The organism is Nonlabens tegetincola, from assembly GCF_002954355.1.
Classification (GTDB): domain Bacteria; phylum Bacteroidota; class Bacteroidia; order Flavobacteriales; family Flavobacteriaceae; genus Nonlabens; species Nonlabens tegetincola.
The window spans coordinates 523,707-548,363 of the sequence record NZ_MQVV01000012.1; the positions used below are offsets into that span (position 1 = coordinate 523,707).

Sequence of the window (24,657 nt, forward strand, 5' to 3'; positions counted from 1 at the left end):
CTATAATTAACTTTTGCTTGAGAGTTTAATCTTAGCTGGTTTGTAACATATTTACGAGATTTAATACTGATAAAATAAAAAATGCATCAATCAGGAACACAAACAGCGCATGGTTCCAACCAACCGCAAAATTATAGACCTAGCCAACAACATGATCAGGTTAATTTATTCAGTACCTTGTTTTTAGTAAAGGGAATCTTAAACTTACTATTGTCCTTATTGTTTTTGATTTATATAGGATTAGGAAGTTTTATGACTTTTATTCCAATAGAAAATCAAGAAACTCCTTTTAATCCAGGAATTATTTTTACAGTTGTTGGTATTATTGGATTAGTAATTTGTATCGTATTTGGGATCTTAACTATAAAAGCCTCTAATAATCTTAAAAAGAGAAAAGGATATACCTTTATTATAGTTATGGCAGTATTAAATGCACTTACAGGAGTTCTGGGTATTTTACTGTGTGTATTTACTATTATTGAAATTAGTAAACCACATATTAAAACAACTTTTGAGGATAGCTAGTTATAAAATTAAATCACTTTAATTCTATATGGAAAACCAGTTAAAAATATATTATAAACCATCAGTTTTATACAACAATAGAATGATTGCGCTATTATTTATGGGATTGGGATTAATTCTATTTATAATCTCATTGATTTTTGATGATGCTAAGGATATAAGTTGGTTTAGTATAGGTTTGGGTGAATTTATTGTTGGTATATTGATGTTTGTATACCATAAATACGAGGTTTACAAACAGTATTTGACCCTTACAGAAACGAGTATAAAAAAGAATACTCTATTTGGTAAAGAAGTACAATTTAAAGATGTTAATCAGGTTAAGGAGTTTGCAAATGAGATTACTGTTATCTCTAAAAGTTCTCAAATTGTCATAGATACTGAAGTTATACAACCCGAATCATTGAAACGATTAAAAAAAGCATTGCATCACAAAGGATTGTCAATAAATAAGATTGAGGTAAATTAATTTGCTCTTTTATTAATATCAGCTATTATTTTCAGATGATGATGAGTATGAATACGCAAAAATCTTAAAGTTTGTTTCTTATTTAAATCTTTAAATAGTGGATGATTAAAATGAGCTTTCTTGTGAGTGTTTTCACTTTTTGACAACAAAACTTGTATTGATTCTAGTCTTTTCAATAAGTCATCTTTTGAAATCTCTGGCAAGGGAACAACTTGTTTTGGAGCCTTACCTTTACCTCTTGGAATGTAACCAGTGAGCAATATTATTTTTTTCCAAAAATTAATTCTAGGGGAAAAGTCTTCTGGTTTGCTAGTGATTAAAGTTTCTAGAACGCCTTCAATTACTCTCAAACTATGATCAAGGTGCCAGTAGGTGCCTTTTTTTGAAACGCTAGCCGCAACTAAATTACCTTTATCCAGCTCTGTTGCTATAGTCTTTAATTGATCTTTAATACTCTTCATTAAAAAACATTTAGAATAATAAAATCTTTATCTTGAAAATGATAAGGTTCACCAGATTTCTTATTTCTTATTGCGACTCCTAGAGGAGATTTTAAACTCAATGCAAAATAACGTTGCTCATCTACCATTACCGCGCCTAGACCAGCGCTTATGTAGAAGATGCCGTTATGTAAAATGACTAAAGATCCAGTGGTAACTACATCCTGCTTTTTAAAAGGATCTATTTGTAAAAGTTCATTGAGTAAACGTTTACTAGTAACCAATTGTGAATCTATAAGATTTTCTTGGTTGTGAATCATAGCACGGCCAGTCTCATATTTATCGCCTGCACTACTTTTGGTTTCGTTGTTTTTTGCGTCTTGTAAATCTGATAGCTGTTTAGTCAATCTATCAATTTGTTCACCTATAAGCATCATACACTTATGATGAATTTTTCCTTAGTTTTTAAATAATCACCTTCATTCATGTAAAGTAAATATACTCAATTAACCCTTAAATGAGAAAAGGCCAGTGATTAAGCAATCACCGACCCTTTCAATCTACCAACCAAGGTTTTAAATATCTTCTATGGTCTTAGTACAAAGTCAATTGCGTGTACTACACCGTTAATACCTGTTACGTTTGTAACAATTACGTTAGTTTCAGTATTAGTTCCATCTGTAATTACTACACCATTTGTAGTATTGATAGTAAATGTTCCCATTGTTATTGGATCTACAACATCACCATCCATGATTGCCTCAGCTCTTACAGCTGCGCCAGACACTACATGATACAATAGAATATCACTCAAGTTATTTAATGCTAATACATCATTAATATTATTAAGCCCATCATTAGGATCTGCATCAATTAACGCTTGGAAAGCATCGTTTGTAGGAGCAAAAACAGTGAATGGTGGAGCAGGAGTTGCACTAGCATCTGTAGCAGATAATGCCGCAACTAAACCTTCTTGTGAAACTGCTGTAACTAAGTTACCGAAAGCTGGATTGTAAACAGCAAGATCAGCAACTGTAGGTAAAGGAATAACTGCATCCATTACGTGCACTACACCATTATCAACTTCTATATTTACTTGAGCAGTGTCAATTGCTGCATTATTTACGGTAAATGCTGATGCATCAATATAAGCATCTAAATTATTACCACTAGCATCAGTCGCCGAAGTTTTTACATAACCATCAACTAGATCACCACTTCTATTAACCGATCCTAAAACATGATTAAGAAGTACGTTTCTTAATACATCTGTTGGCACCGCATCTAGGCTTGCAAATCCATTAGCACTTAAAAAAGTAGCAAACGCCGTATCAGTTGGAGCAAATACGGTAAAAGTACCATTACCATCTAGAGTTGCATCTAGACCAGTTCTCTCTAATGCAGCTCTTAATGATGTGAAGTTTGAGTTTGAAACAGTTAGGTCGTAAGCACTGTTATTTGAGTCAATGATGTTATCGTCATCATCGTCACAAGAGGTTAAGGTAAGTGAAGCTATAGCAAGAAAGCTAAATAGCAATGATTTAAGGTTTAAGCTTTTCATGAGTATTATTTTTTAATTCATTTCAAAGAAACGAAAAGGTTTTCGTTATTTGTTTAATTATCTGTTAAAAAGATTAAACAAATTATAATAGAATCAAATTGAACCACTATAAAGAGAAAAGATACTAGAATGAGAACCGCACAAATAGTTGCATTATTTTTGCATCATGGCAAAAGTAGTAGTAGGACTTAGTGGTGGCGTAGATAGTAGCGTCGCTGCACACTTGTTAAAGGAACAAGGTCACGAAGTAATTGGTTTATTCATGAAGAATTGGCACGATGATTCTGTGACTATAAGTGATGAATGTCCTTGGTTGGAAGATTCAAATGACGCTATGCTAGTAGCGCAAAAGTTAGGAATACCTTTTCAAACGGTAGATTTAAGTGAGCAGTACAAAGAGCGCATTGTAAATTATATGTTTGACGAGTATGCAGTTGGTCGCACGCCTAACCCAGATGTACTTTGTAATCGTGAAATCAAATTTGATGTCTTTTTAGATATAGCTCTTGAGTTAGGAGCCGATTTTGTAGCAACTGGTCATTACTGTCAAAAAAGGACTAGTATGCTAGATGGTAAAGAAATTCACCACTTAGTCGCCGGTGCCGATCCTAATAAAGACCAAAGCTATTTCCTTTGTCAAGTATCTCAGGAACAACTAGCACGTACTCTTTTTCCAATTGGTCACCTGCAAAAGCCCGAAGTTCGTGAAATAGCTGCCGCCCAAGACTTGATTACGGCTGGTAAAAAAGATTCTCAAGGACTTTGCTTTATTGGTAAAGTGCGTTTACCAGATTTTCTACAACAACAACTCAAACCTAAAGTAGGAGATATCGTAGAGGTACCAGCAAGTGTAAGCTTGCAAAAGTCGCAGGTGCCAGTTACCACTCTCGATAGTGACGATGAGGTTGATGTAATTACGCTTTCGCGAAAGCGTACCTATCAAAAAAACGATGGTAAAATAGTTGGTTCACATCAAGGAGCTCATTTTTTTACTCGTGGACAGCGTAGAGGTCTAGGAGTAGGAGGAACTCAAGAACCTTTGTTTGTGATTGAAACAGATGTAGAAACTAATACTATATATGTAGGTCAAAGTAAAAGTCATCCAGGTTTGTACCGTCGCGGCTTGTTTGTAAAAGAAAATGAAACGCACTGGATAAGACCAGACCTTGAAATAGCAGTAGGCGATAGTATGCCGGTGATGGCTCGCATACGTTACAGGCAAGAATTAGAACCTGCGATTTTGTATAGAAAAGAAAACGGATTGTACGTTATCTTTGATAATGAGCAAAGTGCCATATCTGCAGGACAATTCGTAGCTTGGTACTTAGATTCAGAATGTATAGGATCTGGAGTAATCGCATAGTATGAAAAAATGGTTGTTAATCTTATTTTTAATAAGCTATGGGCTAGATGCCCAAGAATGGCACGCTTGGGTGTATTTTACTGATAAGCCTAATGTTACTAGCTCCATTAACAACCCATCTACCATATTAACAGCTAGGGCCATAGCACGTAAAGCTAGACATGGAATTGTAATTGATCAACGAGACGTGCCTGTAAATCAACAATATGTAGCAGCAATTAAAAATGCTACGGGTATTTCATATAAGGCTAAATCAAAATGGTTTAACTGCGTACACGTTACTGGTGCCGAGTTAGATTTAAGAGCTTTAGAAAATTTGAGTTTTGTTGATAGAGTAGAGTTTGCAGATCCATCAAAAAGTATTTCATCCACATCTCAAGATAAATTTACTCGTATGTCCAGTGCTCCCTATACTTATGGGAACGCCTTGAATCAAATAGTAATGATGGGATTGGATAATTTGCACAATCAAGATTATACAGGAGATGGTGTACATGTTGCGGTGATGGATTCTGGTTTTCCTAATGTAGATAGTATGTCTGGTTTTTCACAATTAAGAGGTCAGAATGGTATTTTAGGAGGTTATGACTTTGTAGATAGAAACGCTACATATGCTGATGATCATTTTCACGGTACTTGGGTATTAAGTACTATGGCTGGTCATATAACCGGTCAATTTGAAGGAGCCGCTCCTAATGCAAGCTATTGGCTTTTTAGAACTGAGGAAGCAGCTCAAGAAACGCCAGCAGAATTATCCTATTGGGTAGCCGCTGCAGAACGTGCTGATTCTCTAGGAGTAGATGTGATCAATACTTCATTAGGTTATCTGGCATTTGATAACGCTTCAGAAAGCTTGACTTATAATGATATGGATGGTCAAACTAGCTTTGCTTCACGTGGTGCAAACGTAGCTTTTGAGAAAGGAATGTTGGTGATTACAAGTGCTGGAAACTCAGGAAATTCGACTAATCATCCCTATATTTCTTCTCCTGCTGATGCATCAGGTGCAATCGCAGTAGGTGCTGTTGACGCTAGCAGTCAACGTACAGTATTTTCAAGTATAGGTCCTTCATTTGATAATCGAATAAAACCAGATCTTGCTGCTCAAGGTGGTAATACGGCTATAATAGATCACAATGATAATTTAAGAACTGCAAACGGTACAAGTTTTAGTAGTCCATTACTAGCTGGTGGCGTAGCTTGTTTACTAGAGGCATTTCCTAATTTGACTCCACAGCAGTTAAGAAGTGCACTAGAACAAAATGCTAGTCAATCTAACTCGCCCGATAATCTTCTGGGTTATGGTATTCCTGATTTTGGCTTACTTTTTCAAACTCTTTCTCAACTAGATCAATCTACCAAGGAAGTTAAATGGCACGTAGTGAATCAACACCTTTATTTGGATAAAGAATTATACCCCAAAATTCAAATATATTCTATTCAAGGACAGCTGTTAATAGATGCTGAAAATTCTGGCAGAATAGTTTTAACGGCTTTATCCAAAGGGGTTTACCTTCTTAAAGTTGATGAGAGTGGTAAGTGGTTAAAAATCGTTAATAAATAAATTAACTACAACAGATTAGCCATTTGCAATTGTAGTTGCTGCGCTTTATCGCGGGCAGCTTTTTCAAAATCCTCATTTGATGACGCGTATATTATTCCTCTAGAGCTGTTTATAAGCAATCCTACATTTGAAGACTTTCCATATTTAACAACATCTTCAAGAGAACCACCTTGTGCACCTACACCTGGTACAAGTAGGAATGAATTTGGAATGATTTTTCTAATATCGGTTAGGAACTCAGCTTTGGTAGCTCCTACAACATACATTAATCTATCACTATTATCGTATTGAGAGGCAGTCTGTAGTACTTGTTGATACAACGGCACAGCATCAACTTGCTTAGTTTGAAAATCAAAAGCTCCTTGATTTGAAGTAAGAGCAAGGAGAATTGCGTATTTATTATCGAACTGTAAAAATGGTTCAACAGAATCTTTACCCATATAGGGTGCTATTGTAACACTATCAAATTCTAAATCTTCGAAAAAAGCTTTGGCATATCTTGTTGAGGTATTCCCAATATCTCCACGTTTAGCATCGGCGATGGTAAAGTGATTAGGATAGTTTTCATTAAGATAATTAATTGTTTTTTGTAAAGCTTGCCAACCTTTTACGCCATAGGCTTCAAAGAATGCAGTATTAGGTTTATAGGCTACACATAAATCATGTGTGGCGTCTATTATTGCCTTAGAAAATTCAAAAATAGGATCTTCTTTTTCTAATAAATGCGGTGGGATTTTATCTAAATCAACATCCAACCCTATACATAGGAATGATTTCTTTTTGTGAATTTCGTTGGTAAGTTGCTCTAGAGTCATTAGTTATGGTTTTTGATAAAGTCTGTTGAATTGATTTGCCTTGGTAGAAAGCATAGTATTTAAAAAAGTAAAGGATGGGTTATAGCCCATCCTCACTCATTTTCATTTTTTCTGTATTATCAACTAATTGTAATTCGTCAATAATTTTTTGAATATCACCGTTGATGATGTTATCAAGATCATAGAGCGTCAAATTAATTCTATGATCCGTCACACGTCCTTGTGGATAATTATAGGTTCTAATTTTTGCACTACGGTCACCGCTACTTACCATACTTTTACGGCGTTCAGAGTCGGCTTCCATTTTCTTTGCAAGTTCCATTTCATAAAGCCTAGATCTCAATACCTTCAAAGCTTTTTCTAGGTTTTTATGTGAGGATTTTTGATCCTGACAGCTTACAATCATTCCGGTAGGTTCGTGGTGTAATTTAATCGCACTGTAAGTAGTGTTTACCGATTGTCCACCAGGTCCTGTTGAGGTAGTACGCTCAATACGAACCTCAGTCATATCTAGTTCTACATCAAACTCCTCAGCCTCTGGTAATACCATTACGGTTGCAGCACTTGTATGAACCCTACCTTGTGTTTCAGTTTGTGGAACTCGTTGTACACGATGTACACCAGCTTCAAACTTAAGAGTTCCATATACGTCCTCACCATTTACTTCAAAAATGATTTCTTTATAACCACCACTTGTACCTTCACTCACATCCATAACACTAGTACTCCAGCCTTTGCTAGAGCAGTATTTCTCGTACATGCGGTATAGGTCACCTGCAAAAATACTAGCTTCATCACCACCAGTTCCTGCTCTTATTTCCATTACTGCATTCTTGGCATCTTCAGGATCTTTAGGAATAAGCATCATGCGTATTTCTTCTTCAAGCCCAGGAATAGCCTCTTTTGCTTCATCATGTTGCATTTGAGCCATTTCTACCATATCTGGATCACTTCCATCGGCAAGAATTTCTTTTGCCTCATCTAGATTTGCTACAAGGGTCATGTATTCCTCGCGCTTGTCCATCAATTTTTTGAGGTCTTTATATTCTTTAGTAAGTTGTACATATCGTTTTTGATCTGCGATTACATCAGGTTGAATGATCAAATCATTTACCTCGTCAAAACGATTTTTTACTATGTTTAATTTATCTATCATGGTCTATCTCAAGTCTTGCGAAAATAATCAAAATTCGCTCTAGTTGTAGTTATTACGCTTTCGCGAAAGCGTAATATTTAATACTCAAAAGTTCCAAACTCACTTTTTATGGTAAGTTTTTTCTTATCTGCTGCTTCAACTCGTCCAATAATTTGAGCATCCACATTAAAGGATTGGGAAATTTCAATGATTTGTTGTGCGATATCCTTATCTACATACAGCTCCATACGATGTCCCATATTAAAGACCTGGTACATTTCTTTCCAATCTGTGCCAGACTCTTCTTGAATCATTTTGAATAATGGTGGCAATTGGAACATATTGTCTTTTATGACATGTACGTTGTCTACAAAATGTAAAATTTTAGTTTGAGCTCCACCGCTGCAGTGTACCATCCCGTGAATGGAGGATTTTTTTACATCGCTAAGAATTTTTTTGATAATAGGAGCGTAGGTTCTAGTAGGTGATAATACCAATTTCCCTGCGTCCAAAGGACTGTTTGCTACATGATCGGTAAGTTGTTTACTGCCGCTGTAAACTAAATCTTCAGGAACTGCAGGATCGTAACTTTCCTTAAATTTTGATGCTAGGGTTTTATTAAAAACATCGTGTCTAGCACTAGTAAGTCCGTTTGATCCCATACCACCATTGTATTCACTTTCATAGGTGGCTTGACCGAAACTCGCTAAACCTACTATGACGTCTCCTGGTTTAATATTTGCGTTGTCAATAACATCCTTGCGATTCATGCGTGCTGTTACTGTGGAATCCACGATAATGGTGCGTACTAGGTCGCCTACATCTGCTGTTTCACCACCAGTAGAAATAATTTCTACGCCGTGTTTTTTAAGGTCTTTAATGAGTTCCTCTGTACCGTTGATAATAGCGCTTATGACTTCGCCAGGTATGTTGTTTTTGTTTCTACCGATAGTACTAGAAAGTAGAATATTATCGGTTGCACCTACACATAATAAATCATCAACATTCATTATAAGAGCATCTTGTGCAATACCTTTCCATACAGTGATGTCTCCAGTCTCTTTCCAATACATGTAGGCTAGGCTGGATTTTGTGCCAGCGCCGTCCGCGTGCATGATAAGGCAATGATCACTAGATCCCGTTAAATGATCTGGTACTATTTTACAAAAAGCTTTTGGGAATAATCCTTTGTCGACATTCTTAATAGCATTGTGAACGTCTTCTTTACCTGCGCTTACACCACGCTGTGCGTATCTTTTAGAAACATCTTGACTCATGTTGCAAAGGTACTATTAGTTAGGTTGTTTTTTAGTATGAGATCTTCAAGTAATTTGATAGATATAAAACAGTTATTAAGAGAAATATGATACCACTACCTTATATAACTTTTATAAAAAAGCCCCAGAAAATTTCTGGGGCTTTTAGAGTTATTAAAGAATTATTATCTAGTAAATAACAATTCTCTGTATTTAGTTAAAGGCCAGATCTCGTCGTCCACCAATAACTCTAATTTATCACAGTGATAACGTATAACGTCAAAGAATGGCTTTACATTATCGCAGTAAGCTGCGGCCGTTTTTTCAGCATTCTTTTCGTTATTTGCTTTTTTACGAGCATCGGTCATGTCAGTAATTCCTGCATTGATTTTTTCAATGTGTTCTGAAATTGACTCGATAATGTTCATTTGCTCTTTAGCAATCTTCTTGAAGTCCTTACCGTAAATTTCTTTTAAACCTTGAACGTTTTCAATTAAGGTGTTTTGATACTTTATAGCAGTAGGAATTACGTGGTTGCGTGCAATATCACCTAGAAGTCTACCTTCTATTTGAATGCGCATTGCGTATTCTTCTACCTCGATTTCATATCTAGCTTCACTTTCAACTTTGCTCATGATATTTAGTCTTTCAAACAGCTCAAGTGACTGTTTTGAGACTTTTGCTTTTAAGGCAGTAGGAGTAGTTTTATTATTACTTAAACCACGCTTTTTAGCTTCTTTCTCCCATGCATCGCCATATCCATCACCTTCAAATCTAATCTTTTTAGAGTCTTTAATGTATTCTCTTAATACATTAAAGATAGCCTCATCTTTCTTAAGTTTTTTATCTTTAATTAAAGAGTCAACTTCTTGTTTAAATTCGATAAGCTGGTCTGCAACGATAGCATTAAGCACTGTCATTGGATTTGCACAGTTTGCAGTTGATCCTACGGCGCGCAATTCAAATTTATTTCCTGTGAATGCAAATGGTGAAGTACGGTTACGATCAGTGTTGTCTAATATTACTTCTGGTATTTTGCCTACAACATTAAGTTTAAGATCTGTTTTTTCTTGAGGAGAAAGTTTACCATCAGTAACTTTTTCAAGCTCGTCTAAAACGTTAGTTAATTGAGAACCGATGAATACTGATATAATAGCAGGTGGAGCTTCATTTGCACCCAATCTGTGATCGTTAGAAGCACTAGCAATCGTTGCTCTAATAAGTTCTTCATGTTTATAAACTGCCTTAATGGTGTTTATAAAGAAAGTTAAGAACTGTAAGTTTTTCATAGGTGTCTTACCTGGTGATAATAAGTTTACACCTGTATTTGTAGCAAGAGACCAGTTATTGTGTTTTCCGCTACCGTTTACACCTGCGAAAGGTTTTTCATGGAAAAGAACCGTAAAACTGTGGCGAGCACTTACTTTTCTCATCACGTCCATTAGAAGCGAATTGTGATCTACTGCTAGATTTGCTTCTTCAAAAATAGGTGCTAATTCAAATTGATTAGGAGCTACTTCATTATGACGTGTTTTTACAGGTATACCTAAAAGCATACATTCAGTTTCAAGATCACGCATGAAATTCATCACTCTTGAAGGAATAGATCCAAAGTAATGATCATCTAATTGTTGTCCCTTGGCACTTGCATGACCTAAAAGAGTTCTACCAGCTAGAACTAGATCTGGGCGTGAATTTGCAAGAGCACTATCGATTAAGAAATATTCTTGTTCCCATCCTAAAGTTGCAGTAACCTTAGATACGTTCTTATCAAAATATTTACAAACGTCCGTAGCTGCTTGGTCTATCGTTTGTAACGATCTAAGTAAAGGTGTTTTGTAATCCAGAGCTTCACCTGTATAAGCTACAAAAACTGTAGGGATACATAAAGTGGTACCCATGATAAATGCAGGAGATGTAGGGTCCCAAGCTGTATATCCACGAGCTTCAAATGTATTACGAATACCACCATTTGGAAACGACGATGCATCTGGTTCTTGCTGTACTAATTGTCCACCACCGAATTTTTCAATCACTTCACCATCCATTTCCAATTCAAAAAAGGCGTCGTGTTTCTCAGCAGTTGCACCAGTTAATGGTTGAAACCAGTGTGTGTAGTGCGTAGCACCATTTTGTATAGCCCATTCCTTCATACCTGTAGATATGTGGTCTGCTACCTCACGGCTTATTTTAGAACCGTTAGTCATTGCGTCTAAAACACTTTTAAAAGCTTCTTTAGTAAGATGCTGTCTCATAGCAGCCTTATTGAAAACATGCTTTCCAAAAATCTCGCTACGTCTTGCTGGTTCATTAACTTGAACTGGTTTGCGATTCAAAGTTTCTTTGATCGCTTGAAATCTTAAAGTGGACATTTTAATAGATTTAATAAAAAATACAGTGCAAAAATACTATAATAATATAACACACCCCTAAAAAAATAGGGGTGTGTTATTAACAAAACGTTATTTTATTGTAGTAACCCTATTTATTATAGGGATTGGTAGGCAAGGTAAATAAACAATACATAAAGGGATAATAAAACTATTCCCTTAATTCTTGTAAGAGTAAACCACTTAGGTAAATATGCTAGTGGTAAAAGAATAAGTGCAAAGCCTAACATCCAAAATATATCATTGGACATTAAACTGGGAGCATCTTCTGGGACATTAATAGGAGTAATTAAAGCTGTAATACCTAACACTGAACCTATATTGAAAATATTTGAACCGATAAGATTACCTAGTGAGATTGCTTTCTCTTTTTTGAGAGCAGCAATGATGGATGCAGCAAGTTCTGGAACACTAGTACCTACAGCTACCATACTTATGCCTATTATACTTTTAGGTATATCTAAGTTTTCAGCGATGTCAATTGCACCTGTAACTAACCATTCAGAGCCTTTCCATAAAGCCAGTCCGCCAATAGTTAAGAAAACAATGATTTTCCACCATTGACTTTCTTGCAATTCTTCATCCATTTCCTGAGAATCTCTATTACCTTTAGTTGCTCTTCTTATTAAGAGAACTAAGAATAATACGATAAGTCCTAATAATAGAAGTCCTTCCCATCGTTCCAGCATGTTTCCTGTGTAAAGGCATAAATAAAGTAAAATGCTAAAAAGAACCATCCATGGCCAATTAAATTTAAAGAAATCTTTTTCTATGGTCAAACTGGAAATAAGAGCCGTAACTCCTAATACTAACCCTATGTTTGCTACATTGGATCCTATAACGTTTCCTAATGATAAACCTGGAGATCCATTGAGAGCTGCTTGCACACTTACTATGAGTTCTGGAGCGCTAGTGGCAAATGACACTACCGTTAATCCTATTATCATTCTTGATAGATTTAGCTTTAAGGAAAGTCCAACTGAAGACCTTACCAAGAATTCACCACCTACAATAAGTGCAATTAAACCAAGAAATAGATAAAGTATACTCATAATAATTTGTAATCTTAATGATATGAAAGACTATCTATAGACTAGTCTTTAGGTATATGCTTTTGTACAAAGTTATCAAAAGAGTTGGCGATACTAGTATTAAACTTATTTGCATTATTCACAAGGCCGCTTTGCGCTTTATTATAAAGTTTAAGCTTTTTATTTACTTCATCAACTTTTTTATTAAAATCATCTACCATTTTCTTTGTCCTTTTGTTAGGACTAGTTTTATCTAGGGTTGTCTTTAACTTTTCAAAGTCTTTTTGATAAATAAGAAAATCAGTAATAGGGGCAATGTAAGTGTCGGCCATTTTAACGTAGTTCTTAAACGATTTATTTATCGCAAGAATCAATGATTTATCATTATTAAAACCCTTGTAAGTTTTTAATTTTTCAATACCGGCAAGAGCTTCTGTTTTAAGAGCATTGGCATTTTGTTGTAAGCCATTTACATCCTGTTTTTCTAGTGATTCAAATAAGTAGATCTCGTTTATTTTAACTTTAAAGTAAATTAGGAAAAGGTCGTTTTTATAATCAAATACTTCACCTGCCTTGCGCATTTTGTTCCCTAACTCAGATTCTTCATCGGTAAAGTTTATGTTGTTTTTATTTCCAAATTCTTTTACAGCCTTTTCGTATTGTAGTTCAACTTCGGCACTTTTTTCATCAAGAGCTTCTTGGGCTAGGATATAAGCTTCCATAGCATCATAAGATTCTTGAGCTATTTTTTCCAGATCAATTACTTTTTCAAATTCTTCATTCATGATATCAATCCTGAATTGCATGATTTTTAAAGTTTCATTTTTGTACTCATCTCCACCTACAGTTTCAGCTTTTTTAATTCTGTTCATAGAATTATTAATTGCTTTAATCAATTGCTGTTTTCTTTTTTGGATGGTTTTATCTCTCTTTGAATGGGCAACTGCTTGGGTAAGTTTCCAACTGCGTTTGGAAATGCTACGGTATTCCTTATTCATAAAGTTTAAGTATTCTCCCATGTCGTCGAATTGTTGCGCTTTCGCGAAAGCGAAACTTAAAAGAAAGAATAAGGTTACAAATAGTTTTTTCATAGTTAATTATTAAAGTTGGTTAATATGTGAATGCTTTCTTGCACGTAAGGATCGGAAGATAGTTGTAATTTAATTTCTTCATTGTACTCCTGATCAATAGAATTGTATTTTAATATTTCGGTAGTGCTTTCGTGATCTTCAACGGTGAACAACACATCAGTATAGGAAATCTCTAGTTCAGAAATTAATGAGGTTATTTCTTGATAATGTTTGAATACACTTTCCAATGTGAGATCAAATGATTTATGAAATAGTTGATCAAATTTTTCACGTTGAAGATTCATTTTTTTGAAAACATCATTGTTCATTGTTCTTTTTGTGGATGAGGAAATGATGTGATCTAAATCTAAAGGTGCTTTAACGGGAATTCTACTTGCTGCTTGTACATCGGGAACTTCAAACGGTTGGGAAAAACTGGGAGCATGTGCTGTTGTACTTGTTCCATCGGGCAGCGCTACATCTGGAGTAATTCCTTTCTCATTATGTGACTTTCCGTAGATATTATAAAATGCTCCCGTGGTGAGTTTCATGAAACCGTCCTTGGGTTCATCCTCATTAACAGGTAGGACAACTTGCATTGTAGATTTACCATAAGTTGTTGAGCCTACAATAACACCGCGATTATAGTCTTTCATAACATTAGTAAACAATTCTGATGCAGAGGCACTGTATTTATTTACAAGGATCACTAGTGGTCCACTGTAAGCAGCTCCTCGATTAAAGTCCTTAAGGATTATAGGCTCTTCTTGATCGGTAGTATTGATTATCGATACTGGACCACGATTGATGAATAGACCTGCAAAGTCTACTGCTTCTTTTAAGGATCCACCACCATTGAATCTTAAATCAATTATCAATCCTGTGATGTTTGATTGGATAAGCTTGTAAATTTCGGCAGCAGCATCATTTGCCATTCCCAATCCATCAGGCTTTTCTAAATCTGTATAAAAGCTGTTGATTTTGAGATATCCTATGGATCTATCGTTTAGTAAGTAACCTCTTAGAAAATTTGAAATCACAGGTAGTTCCCTTTTGTTAATAGTGGTTTCTTTTTGGTTACCATCTTTATCTTGTGTAATTAGGGTAATTGATTCTTGTGCCTCACTGTTGATTTTTTGATTTATTTCTGAGTTTGATAAACAATTAAAATCAAGTTCGACGTCTTCTGTTTTAATTGAAACCACTACATCGTTCTCCTCGGGTAACTCAGTTTTTTCATTTAAACCTGTGGATAGTAGTTCGCCAACTACCAGTTTGTTTGCCAGATTATCATCTTTCCTTAAAGAAATTCCAAAACTTTCTTGATTAAGACTAACATCTTTTTCAAAAGACTCCTTTTCATTGATAGTAAAGTATCTTGTGTGCTTATCCTGAGATAAGCCTATTGCATTAAGAAAACTTGCTTCTATCTTACGTTTTATTTCTATAGGATTATTGATTAAATATTCTAACTGGCAAATAGATTCGTTTACTGCGTTAATCCGATGCTCAGATTCATGTTCTGGGAATTTTTCTAGAGCAATGTCTAGCTCTTTAAAATTTGCTGAATGAGAAAAGAAGATGGATAATTTCAATTGTTTTGTCCAAACATTTTCTAATTCATTTTTTGGTATCCAATAATTCTCAAGATTTTTTCTTCTTTTTACTTGTTCAATCGATGTGTAATCTGGTTTGGTGGTAAGAAACCTCGTAAGAAAATCGTGCTTTTTGATTATGGATTGTAGCATCAAGCTCTCATAAAACTTGATATTGATGCAATCTAAGTTAATTAGAGAATTGAAATCTGCTTGTGCTTGATCTTGAATTAATTCAGACTGTTCTGAGCTTAGGAGTATATGGTCCTCGTCAAGTTGATTGACCAAAATTGTAGCCGCGCTAAGATTCCAGTTTTTCTCTTTGAACTGTGGATTGTAATGATGTTGTTCTATTAAATCAATAACTCGTTTTGATCTCTGACAAAATTCAATTTGAGATTCAATGAATTGTACGTTAAAAAAAAGGACAATAAAGAGAGGAGTGAAAAAGGTTGGCTTCATGTTTTTCAAGGCTACAAATTTTGCAATTTGAAGTCTTCTATAGGTTGGTTAAAAACCAAAAATAAGGTATTTATAAAAATTTTCGCTTAGTGAGTTTATAGGCAAGATGAAAAAAAAGGAACACTAGAGGTGACCGGTGTTCCTTATGTGAAATTAGAAACTATGATGTAAACTGAACTGTAATTGACCTTTTTGCCAATTTACAGTGGTTTGTTCCATAAAACCAATTTGTGCTCTAAGATTGTTTGAGATAGAATAACCCATTCCTATGTAGGTACGATTGCGGTCAAAGAATTGGACACTGCGACCATTTCCAATTTTACGTTCACCATTTATAAAAATCTCATTGTAAAAAGCTGTATAAATGGCTCCTTTACTTAGGTTTTTCTTATTCCACGGTATGTTAACAAATAGATTATAACGATATCTCGTTCTAAAATCTTGATTCTCTACCCATCGCTGCTCATATCTAATGCGATGCGTAAGTAATAATCTGTTGAAGAGAGATTGGTTAAACAAGGCTTCTTGATATATCCTGTTTTCAGAAACAGGCGCGTCTATATCGGTCCCAAAGCGTCCCGTTGTAATATTGGCATATCCTAAGGTAAGTTTAACACCACTATCCTTTGGGGTATATGTAACTCCTGTTCTTAATAACAATTGTTCTCGATCGCCTAAACCTCTCCAGTCACGATATTGGTAGTCACCTTGAAGACCCCAATTCGATTCTTTAAATTCTGTATTCCAGAAATACATGTACCAAGCACCTAGTTGATCTTCATCGGGACCTTGTGCATAAGCAGAGAAAGAGAGTAGTAATACTAATAGAAAGATAATTTTTTTCATAGGAAAATATTGAGAACAACCCAGTCATGTCGTGACTGGGTTGTTTAAAAGTATAAATTAATTAGGATTATATGGTAAAGAGGACTGGTGAGCTACAATTCTTAGTTTTCCAGTTTTATCCTTTACATAAGCAAATGTATACTCCACTTTAGTTGTTGATCCTTGAAGGTCTGTAAAATAATAGTTACCCATAGCAATTGCCATTCTACAACTGTTGTTTATAATTCCAGTATTATCAAAGGTAACTTTATTATACGGCTTTATAGCAAATCCTTTGTCCTCTGGGTAAGCCTCATTACCTGCAACAAAATAGGATAAGGCAGCATCAAAGCTAGATCTAAATTGGTCATCCGACGCTAGAGTAGGTTTAAAAAGAACGCTACTAAGGTCATAACCGTACATATCCTGTATAAAGTCTGCAGCTTCACCAGAGTAATCGCCTTGATCAGTATAGACTTTTCCTATTCTTACAATTCCCTGACCCCATAGTTTTTGAGCCTCTATAACTTCTCGTTCTGTAATACATTCATCCGAATAAAGTAAAGGATCGTGATCTGCGTTTGTGTTCAATGCTTCTTTCTGATTGTCCTCAGAATTTGTATTCATTGAATCATTTTGTGGATTTTGGCAATTGTAAAGAGCTATGAAACTCACTATTACAATCAGGTTTAAAAGTGTCTTTTTCATTTTTTTTAATTTTTGATGGTACAAATATCAGTCATGCTTTTATAAAAGATAGTAATACTATCATAAATGATTGTTTTACTTTTTGGTATAAAAGTAAAGATTTGGTTGAGTTTTCCTTATTTATCAGCACTTTGTAGCATATAGGTTAGGAAGATATCTTGCTTATTGATTTAACATTGGTTAATTAAATAGTTGGGAATGCATTAAATATTACGTTTAATAAGAGCTTCATCACGAATACTCTTGATTTTGTGAAGTGTTTAATTTTTGTTCTCAATTATTTATAAATGTAGATATTAACAAAAAAGGTCAGGCTAACTTTGACTGTAGTTGACCTGACCTTTTCAAATTAAGGAAGTTTAAATTATTCTACTTCACATATACATCTAAATCCATTTTGAAATTCTGATTTTTGATACACATTTGGTTCGTAATCAAATAAAGGATTGTATTCTCCGGTTTGTGCGTATTCATTTAATTCAAATATGAATAATTGATCATCATCTTGCATTCTTTTGAATTCGTGAAAATCACCATTATATCCATAAATCTGTTCTTTGTAACGTAATAATTTATATTCTCTATCTAATTTGTATTGAGCTGCCTTCATTTCGGCAACTGTAGGTAACCTATACGTTACTTTTGAAGGAAATCTATCTCTTTTGCGAGCATTTTTACTTCTTATAGCATAGACAGCATTTACCACATCTGTACGCCATTTACAATACATTTCAGCCTGTTCTTTATTAATTTGTATAACAGGATGCCATTGGTACCATGGTGCGCTGGTGTAATTATCTACATTAAGTTTGTTATTGATTAACTCAAATGGGTTTTCATGGCTCATTGCCATATAAAGTCTAGTGTTACCTGACCATGGTATAAAAACGCTATCGGGTTTAACGCCATAACTAGGAAGGTTTTTTAGTTCTTCATGTCTTTTTAATGACCAGTAGTTTTCCAGATGATCTAAAAATTCATTGTACATTAAATTTGTGACCGGTACTTTATCTATATACAAGTTATCAGTAAGTTGTATCGTTCCAGGTGGAGTAGAAGGGTCAACCTCCAAAGGGTCATATTTATCCATGTTTTTATATCCACTGCAATTAATTAGTAGAAATAATATGGATAATAAACCTAGTTTATTAGGTATATTATATTTGATCATAAGTTGTTAAAAACAAAATATTAAAATTGCCTCAAAAATAGGGTATTAATAAAGTATTGAGCATTTTTGTAAACCTATTTATTCAACAACAAATAAACACCACAAATGAAGTTTTTTATTGACACTGCAAATCTAGATCAAATAGCTGAAGCTCAAGGTTTAGGGGTTCTTGACGGCGTAACTACCAATCCATCCCTTATGGCTAAGGAAGGTATTACTGGAGAACAAAATATTATCAATCATTACAAAGCAATTTGTGATATAGTAGATGGCCACGTAAGTGCCGAGGTTATTTCTACTGATTTTAAAGGTATGGTAGAAGAAGGTGAAAAACTTGCCGCGCTTAATGATCAAATAGTAGTTAAACTACCTATGATTAAGGACGGTGTAAAGGCTTGTAAATACTTTTCAGACAAAGGGATTAAAACAAACGTTACCTTAGTATTTTCTCCAGGTCAAGCTATTCTTGCAGCCAAGGCTGGTGCAACATATGTATCACCTTTTATTGGAAGGTTAGATGATATAAGTACAGATGGTCTTAACTTAATATCAGAAATCAGACATATCTATGATAACTATGGGTTTGAAACTGAAATTCTAGCCGCTTCAGTGAGACATACTATGCACGTTATTGACTGTGCAAAAATAGGAGCTGATGTTATGACAGGTCCTCTTTCTTCAATTGAAGGGCTTCTTAAACATCCTCTTACCGACATAGGATTAGAAAAATTTCTTGCTGATTACAAGAAAGGTAATTCTTAATAAGAAACTATAAAAAACCCGAATCTAATGATTCGGGTTTTTTTTTATATAATTTCATTACCGGCTTAAGTAACCTAATAAGGTGGTTTCAATTTTATAATGAAACAAATTAATATTAGGGTCCATAATGATACCTCTTGAGCTTACTACCATACTGCGATTCTTTTTACTTAAAGCAAGCTGACTATTAATGGTTTTTGGGTCTCTGATTTGATATTCATGTTTAGGATTAAAAGCAAGTCTCTTATTTGCTTTATTCCATAAATCACTATTCGGATTGTCTATATTAATACCTATGAATTTGATTTCAGGATATTTAGTACGCAAATCTCTTATTTGATTATGTATTCTAATGGCATAGTCTTCATCCTCATAGCTCCAAAAGAAAAGAACACTCATTCGGTCAATGACTTCATTAATTTTGACTTCATTCTTTTCTGTATTGTACAGCTCAAAATTAGGGATCTCATTCCCAGGACTTAAGTTTATATAGGTTGATGCTAGACCATTTATTTGTGCAACTAGTTCGTCATTTGATGAAATCTCTGTAAAAATATCGATCATTGATTGTACAGTCTCATCACCCTTATGACTGCGTATGTAATTACGCACTTCTGCACTAGCATAAATGTCTTTTAGTTCATCAACTGTAAAAATGCTATCAATAACTTTTAATTTTTTCTTTCGGTAGTCCAGTGAGCCTAAGTGGACATCGGCGCCATTTCCTTTGTCTAAAGAACATTGATAAAGAGAAAGATTGCTTACCAGTGACCTTACATAGGAAGGAAAGGTATACATGTTCTGGTTATTAATGTCGTTTATATTAGTAGAATTACGATGAGAGAAAAAGTTACTAGGTAGTCCTTTTACTTGTAAAAAGTCCGTTTTACCAAAATGCGTGTATGGGTATCGCTCTAATCTAGACCAGCCGTTCCATTCAATTAGTTTTTCTGCATCGGCCACAAATTTTGGATCAAACTCTTGAACTTTTGCGACTTTGAGTAATCGCTTCTTTTGCGCTTTGATAATGCTGTCTATATACTTCTTAAAGTCTTTAGGTTGTTGATTGTATCTAGCAGTAATTTGGTCATTTAACTGTTCTAGCTCGATATAAAGGTTTATTAAATAGTTATTCTCTTTAGCTCTAGAACCCGTAAATGCAAGACTTTCGTCAAAGGATTTGGAATTAAATCTCCATTTTAAACTGTCACCTTTTTTAATGTAAACAGATTGATACTCGTCCCCATGATGAAAAGTGTACCATCCTGTTTTAAAATTATTATTTACAAATGAAAATCGTTGTTGTTCATCTAATTCAAGCGTGTCCCTAAAATCTGAATAATTGTGAATAATCACAAATCCTGCTCTAGGGTTGACAACTTTTCCTCCTAGATAGGTGATATCTCGTTGATTTTCCTCACAAGAAGTAATGAATACTAACAGGAGTAATAGGTAACAAGAAAGTTTAAAAATGTTTTGCTTTCGCGAAAGCGTACTCATACACAACTCATTCACAGTAATTACAAATAAAGTAGTTACAGATAGGCTTACTCGTTAACAGCTTGTTAAATCTCTTGAAGAAAGTGATGCTCAAACTACATAGAATGAGTATTTTTGCAGCCTTAAAATTCAAGATTATGTTATCGGTTTCTAATTTATCGGTTCAGTTCGGTAAGCGTATATTATTTGATGAGGTAAATGTAAAATTCGGTGGTAGTAATTGCTACGGGATAATCGGTGCCAATGGTGCTGGTAAATCAACCTTTTTGAGGATTCTTACTGGAAAAATGGAGCCTACAAGTGGACACGTACATTTAGAGTCTGGTAAGCGTATGAGTGTACTGGAGCAGGATCACAACGCTCATGATGAAGATACAGTGCTAGAAACGGTTCTTAAAGGAAATAAAGTCCTTTATAAATTAAAGGCCCAAATTGATGCATTGTACGCCGATTATACTGATGAAAATGCCGAAAAAATTGGAGAACTTCAAGTAGAATTTGAAGAAATGGACGGCTGGAATGCCGATAGTAGTGCTGCATCGTTACTCTCTAATTTAGGTATAGGTGAAGAGTATCATTACACTCTCATGCAGGATATGGATGGTAAGCTCAAGGTACGTGTGTTACTAGCACAAGCTTTGTTTGGTAATCCTGATGTCTTGATTATGGATGAGCCTACTAACGACCTAGATTATGAAACAATCTCGTGGTTAGAGAATTTCCTAGCAAATTATGAGAATACGGTTATTGTAGTTTCTCACGACCGTCACTTTTTAGATAGTGTGTGTACTCACATTGCCGACATTGATTTCGGTAAAATAAATTTATACAGTGGTAATTATACATTCTGGTATGAATCATCACAACTTGCTGCTAGACAAAGAGCACAAGCCAATAAAAAAGCCGAAGAGAAAAAGAAAGAACTACAAGAGTTTATTGCACGTTTTAGTGCCAATGTGGCAAAATCTAAACAAGCTACTTCTCGTAAAAAAATGATCGAGAAGCTTAATATAGAGGAAATCAAACCTTCTTCTAGAAGATATCCAGCTATAATCTTTGATCGAGATAGAGAAGCTGGTGATCAAATATTAAACGTAGAAAAACTATCTGGATCAATTGATGGAGAAGTTCTTTTTAAGGATATCGATATCAATCTTGCTAAGGGTGATAAGGTTATCATGTACTCTAAAGATAGTCGTGCGACTACTTTATTCTATGATATTATTAATGACAGAGTAGCTGCAGATTCAGGTAAATTTATGTGGGGTGTGACCACTACACAAAGTTATTTGCCTGTTGATAATGCCGAGTTCTTTGATACCGACATGAATCTAGTTGACTGGTTGAGGCAATATGCTCAAACCGAGGAAGAGCGCGAAGAAGTTTTCCTAAGAGGATTTTTAGGTAAAATGATCTTCTCTGGTGAAGAAGCATTGAAAAGCGCAAGGGTTCTTTCGGGTGGAGAGAAAGTACGATGCATGTTATCGAGAATGATGATGAAAAGGGCAAATGTTCTTATGGTTGATGAGCCTACCAACCACTTGGACCTTGAATCAATTCAAGCCTTTAATAACAGTCTAAAGAATTTTAAAGGAACCGTACTTTTGACTACTCACGATCATCAATTTGCTCAAACAGTTGGTAATAGAGTTATCGAATTAACTCCAAATGGAGTAATTGATAGATATACCACCTTTGAGGAATATATGGACGATAAAAAAATCAAAGAATTGCGAGACAAGATGTACTCAAAATAGGAGTGCGTTAAAGCAATAATCGGTTTTTTCTAATTTATTTATCAGCTCTTGATTTAAAAACAAGTTAAGGGCACACTCTTTGTATCATGCTTACAAAGTATATTGTAAATTTGTAAAGCATCGATTATGGGAATTTTACACCGCAGAAAAAATAAAAAGTACGATTATCAACCTCGTTATTACAAAAATGAGGATGGTGGAAGACCCTTTGAAATAAAAGGTAAGTTTGACGAGCACCGTAAAACCTTACGAAAAACAAAAGGCATAAAAGGCAAGTTTCAAGCAGCTGCAGATGATTATTCTAGCGGTATGGACGTTGCTGTTAAAAATCGTATTCTTATTATCATAGCTGTTCTTGTACTATTATTCCTTTGGTTCATCGATTTTGATTTTTCCATTTTTAGGTCTTAACAATACATGTCTGATATCATTAAACTATTGCCAGATCACGTGGCAAACCAGATTGCAGCTGGTGAGGTTGTACAACGTCCCGCTAGTGTAGTCAAAGAACTTCTTGAAAATGCCATTGATGCAGGTGCTACCTCCATTAAACTTATGGTTAAAGATGCTGGTAAAACTTTAATTCAAGTAATAGATAATGGTAAAGGGATGAGTATGACAGATGCAAGAATGGCATTTGAAAGACATGCTACATCAAAAATTACAACAGCCGAAGATCTTTTTAATTTAAATACAAAGGGATTTAGAGGTGAAGCTCTTGCATCTATAGCTGCGGTGGCTCATGTCGAAGTAAAAACAAAAAGGGACAGTGATAGCCTGGGAACGTTACTAAAAATTGAAGGATCCAAAGTAACCTCACAAGAACCCACTGTAACTGCAAAAGGAACCATGATAAGCGTGCGTAATTTGTTTTTCAATATTCCCGCGCGCCGTAAATTTTTAAAATCTGATCAAGTGGAGCTGCGTAATATTACTGATGAGTTTCATCGTGTTGCCATGGCTCATCCCAGTATACAATTTTCATTTGATCATAATGATAATTCTCTCTTTCAATTACCTACGAGTACTCTCAGACAACGAGTGGTTAATATCATGGGACCCAAATCAAATGAAAAACTAGTTCCCGTTGAAGAAGAAACAGAGTTGATTAATATAAATGGTTTTGTAGGTAAACCCGAATTTGCAAGAAAATCTCGTGGGCTACAGTTCTTTTTTGTGAACGATCGATTTATAAAACATAGCTATTTTCATCACGCAGTAGTAAGTGCTTTTGAAGGGTTATTAAAAGATAAAGCGATACCTAGTTATTTTTTGTTTTTAACTGTCCCAGCAGATAGTGTTGATATTAATATTCACCCTACTAAGACTGAAGTGAAATTTGATGATGAACACAGTTTGTATGCTATTATAAGAGCTAGTGTAAAGCATGCTCTAGGTCAATTTTCAGTTCAAGGAATTGATTTTAATCTAGAACAACAATATGAAGTTCCCTATGAAGTAGCACGGCAATCACAAGCTGAAAAACCTCGAATAGAGGTTAATCCTGATTTCAATCCATTTAAAGACTCTGGTGCGTCTAAGGTTTCCAATAGTAATATTGGATTCACTAGTTTTAAAAAGGAAAAGGCTCCTGTGTGGGAATCATTATATTCTGAAATGAATCAATCAACTGAGTTGATTGACGAAACTATACATCAGGAAGAAAATCCTCAATTATTTCAACGTGAGGAACATCAACAAAAACCTATTTTTCAATTACAACGCAAGTACATTGTAAGTACATTAAAAAGTGGTCTTTTGTTAGTGAACCAGCAACGTGCTCATGAACGTATTTTATTTGAGCAATTAAGTAAACAGCTTTCAAAAAACCATGCTGTAAGCCAGCAATTACTTTTTCCTGTTAAACTGAATTTTGCAGTACAAGAAGTGTTGCAGCTCAAGGAGCTTGAAAATCATCTTGAAGGAGCTGGATTTGTTTTTAAAACCTTAAAAGATAATGTTGTTGAGGTTGAAGGTGTGCCTTTAGAACTCAATGAAAATGATGTAAGAACAGTTCTAGAATCAGTGTTGGATAGTAAGGTCACAAGTGAAAAGGATACTTCACAACTCAGTTTGCAGTTAGCTGGGCAATTATCTAAAAGTATGTCAATTAAAACAGGAGCTATTTTAAGTGTTCAAGAAATGGAAACGATTATTAATCAATTGTTTTCATGTAGCGAGCCACAACTTACACCCGACCATAAAAAAATATTTATTAACATGACGAGCGAGTCATTAGATTCAAAATTTCAATAAGA

General features: G+C 34.8%; 22 protein-coding genes. 8 read left to right on the top strand and 14 right to left on the bottom strand.

Annotated elements, in window-relative coordinates:
• Positions 1–81: 81 nt before the first annotated feature.
• Positions 82–525: a hypothetical protein gene (locus tag BST93_RS06330; RefSeq protein ID WP_240919364.1), complete on the top strand. Its 444-nt coding sequence runs from the start codon at positions 82–84 to the stop codon at positions 523–525.
• Between the two features lie 28 nt (positions 526–553).
• The gene (locus tag BST93_RS06335; RefSeq protein ID WP_105018494.1) at positions 554–994 is read left to right on the top strand and encodes a hypothetical protein; all 441 of its coding nucleotides are present in this window, start codon (positions 554–556) and stop codon (positions 992–994) included.
• On the opposite strand, the gene BST93_RS06340 is transcribed toward BST93_RS06335, so the two are convergent.
• From BST93_RS06340 to BST93_RS06350, 3 genes are all read right to left on the bottom strand, one after another.
• Positions 991–1,455 (bottom strand): hypothetical protein, encoded by a 465-nt coding sequence (locus BST93_RS06340; protein ID WP_105018495.1) that lies wholly within the window; start codon positions 1,453–1,455, stop codon positions 991–993. The genes BST93_RS06335 and BST93_RS06340 overlap by 4 nt on opposite strands.
• Positions 1,455–1,871: a transcription elongation factor gene (locus tag BST93_RS06345; RefSeq protein ID WP_105018496.1), complete on the bottom strand. Its 417-nt coding sequence runs from the start codon at positions 1,869–1,871 to the stop codon at positions 1,455–1,457. Before BST93_RS06345 ends, BST93_RS06340 begins: the two co-directional genes overlap by 1 nt.
• A 149-nt stretch (positions 1,872–2,020) precedes the next feature.
• Entirely contained in the window at positions 2,021–2,995 is a 975-nt protein-coding gene (locus BST93_RS06350) for a fasciclin domain-containing protein (RefSeq protein WP_085774289.1), read from the bottom strand.
• Positions 2,996–3,161: 166 nt separating this feature from the next.
• On the opposite strand from BST93_RS06350, the gene mnmA reads away from it, so the two are divergent.
• Positions 3,162–4,358 (top strand): tRNA 2-thiouridine(34) synthase MnmA, encoded by a 1,197-nt coding sequence (gene mnmA / locus BST93_RS06355; protein ID WP_105018497.1) that lies wholly within the window; start codon positions 3,162–3,164, stop codon positions 4,356–4,358.
• A gap of 1 nt (position 4,359) precedes the next feature.
• Positions 4,360–5,922, top strand: coding sequence for a S8 family serine peptidase (locus BST93_RS06360; protein WP_105018498.1), 1,563 nt, complete (start codon positions 4,360–4,362; stop codon positions 5,920–5,922).
• A gap of 5 nt (positions 5,923–5,927) precedes the next feature.
• Here the strand turns inward: BST93_RS06360 and pyrF are convergent, their stop codons facing one another.
• From pyrF to BST93_RS06410, 10 genes are all read right to left on the bottom strand, one after another.
• On the bottom strand, positions 5,928–6,737 hold the full coding sequence (gene pyrF, locus BST93_RS06365; RefSeq protein WP_105018499.1) for an orotidine-5'-phosphate decarboxylase: 810 nt from the start codon (positions 6,735–6,737) through the stop codon (positions 5,928–5,930).
• A gap of 79 nt (positions 6,738–6,816) precedes the next feature.
• A complete protein-coding gene (gene prfA, locus BST93_RS06370; RefSeq protein ID WP_060522983.1) occupies positions 6,817–7,893 on the bottom strand; it encodes a peptide chain release factor 1 in 1,077 nt (358 codons plus the stop codon).
• 77 nt (positions 7,894–7,970) lie between these two features.
• A complete protein-coding gene (locus BST93_RS06375) occupies positions 7,971–9,149 on the bottom strand; it encodes an AIR synthase related protein (protein ID WP_105018500.1) in 1,179 nt (392 codons plus the stop codon).
• Between the two features lie 164 nt (positions 9,150–9,313).
• Positions 9,314–11,500, bottom strand: coding sequence for a glutamine synthetase III family protein (locus BST93_RS06380; protein ID WP_060522981.1), 2,187 nt, complete (start codon positions 11,498–11,500; stop codon positions 9,314–9,316).
• Between the two features lie 116 nt (positions 11,501–11,616).
• The gene (locus BST93_RS06385; protein ID WP_105018501.1) at positions 11,617–12,570 is read right to left on the bottom strand and encodes a calcium/sodium antiporter; all 954 of its coding nucleotides are present in this window, start codon (positions 12,568–12,570) and stop codon (positions 11,617–11,619) included.
• 41 nt (positions 12,571–12,611) lie between these two features.
• Complete coding sequence (locus tag BST93_RS06390; protein WP_105018502.1) at positions 12,612–13,640, bottom strand: hypothetical protein; 1,029 nt, start codon at positions 13,638–13,640, stop codon at positions 12,612–12,614.
• 2 nt (positions 13,641–13,642) lie between these two features.
• Positions 13,643–15,676 (bottom strand): S41 family peptidase, encoded by a 2,034-nt coding sequence (locus BST93_RS06395; protein WP_105018503.1) that lies wholly within the window; start codon positions 15,674–15,676, stop codon positions 13,643–13,645.
• A 153-nt stretch (positions 15,677–15,829) separates the two neighbouring features.
• On the bottom strand, positions 15,830–16,522 hold the full coding sequence (locus BST93_RS06400; protein WP_105018504.1) for a DUF2490 domain-containing protein: 693 nt from the start codon (positions 16,520–16,522) through the stop codon (positions 15,830–15,832).
• A gap of 57 nt (positions 16,523–16,579) precedes the next feature.
• On the bottom strand, positions 16,580–17,209 hold the full coding sequence (locus BST93_RS06405) for a metal-independent carbonic anhydrase family protein (RefSeq protein WP_105018505.1): 630 nt from the start codon (positions 17,207–17,209) through the stop codon (positions 16,580–16,582).
• 364 nt (positions 17,210–17,573) lie between these two features.
• Entirely contained in the window at positions 17,574–18,380 is an 807-nt protein-coding gene (locus BST93_RS06410; protein WP_105018506.1) for an SUMF1/EgtB/PvdO family nonheme iron enzyme, read from the bottom strand.
• A 105-nt stretch (positions 18,381–18,485) separates the two neighbouring features.
• On the opposite strand from BST93_RS06410, the gene fsa reads away from it, so the two are divergent.
• Entirely contained in the window at positions 18,486–19,142 is a 657-nt protein-coding gene (gene fsa / locus BST93_RS06415; RefSeq protein WP_042278983.1) for a fructose-6-phosphate aldolase, read from the top strand.
• A gap of 57 nt (positions 19,143–19,199) precedes the next feature.
• Here the strand turns inward: fsa and BST93_RS06420 are convergent, their stop codons facing one another.
• Positions 19,200–20,657: a redoxin domain-containing protein gene (locus BST93_RS06420; RefSeq protein WP_146104988.1), complete on the bottom strand. Its 1,458-nt coding sequence runs from the start codon at positions 20,655–20,657 to the stop codon at positions 19,200–19,202.
• Positions 20,658–20,779: 122 nt separating this feature from the next.
• On the opposite strand from BST93_RS06420, the gene BST93_RS06425 reads away from it, so the two are divergent.
• From BST93_RS06425 to mutL, 3 genes are all read left to right on the top strand, one after another.
• Positions 20,780–22,399, top strand: a complete 1,620-nt coding sequence (locus BST93_RS06425) for an ABC-F family ATP-binding cassette domain-containing protein (protein WP_042278988.1) — start codon at positions 20,780–20,782, stop codon at positions 22,397–22,399.
• 126 nt (positions 22,400–22,525) lie between these two features.
• Complete coding sequence (locus tag BST93_RS06430) at positions 22,526–22,810, top strand: riboflavin synthase subunit beta (RefSeq protein WP_105018508.1); 285 nt, start codon at positions 22,526–22,528, stop codon at positions 22,808–22,810.
• 6 nt (positions 22,811–22,816) lie between these two features.
• The gene (gene mutL, locus BST93_RS06435) at positions 22,817–24,655 is read left to right on the top strand and encodes a DNA mismatch repair endonuclease MutL (protein ID WP_105018509.1); all 1,839 of its coding nucleotides are present in this window, start codon (positions 22,817–22,819) and stop codon (positions 24,653–24,655) included.
• Positions 24,656–24,657 lie beyond the last annotated feature (2 nt).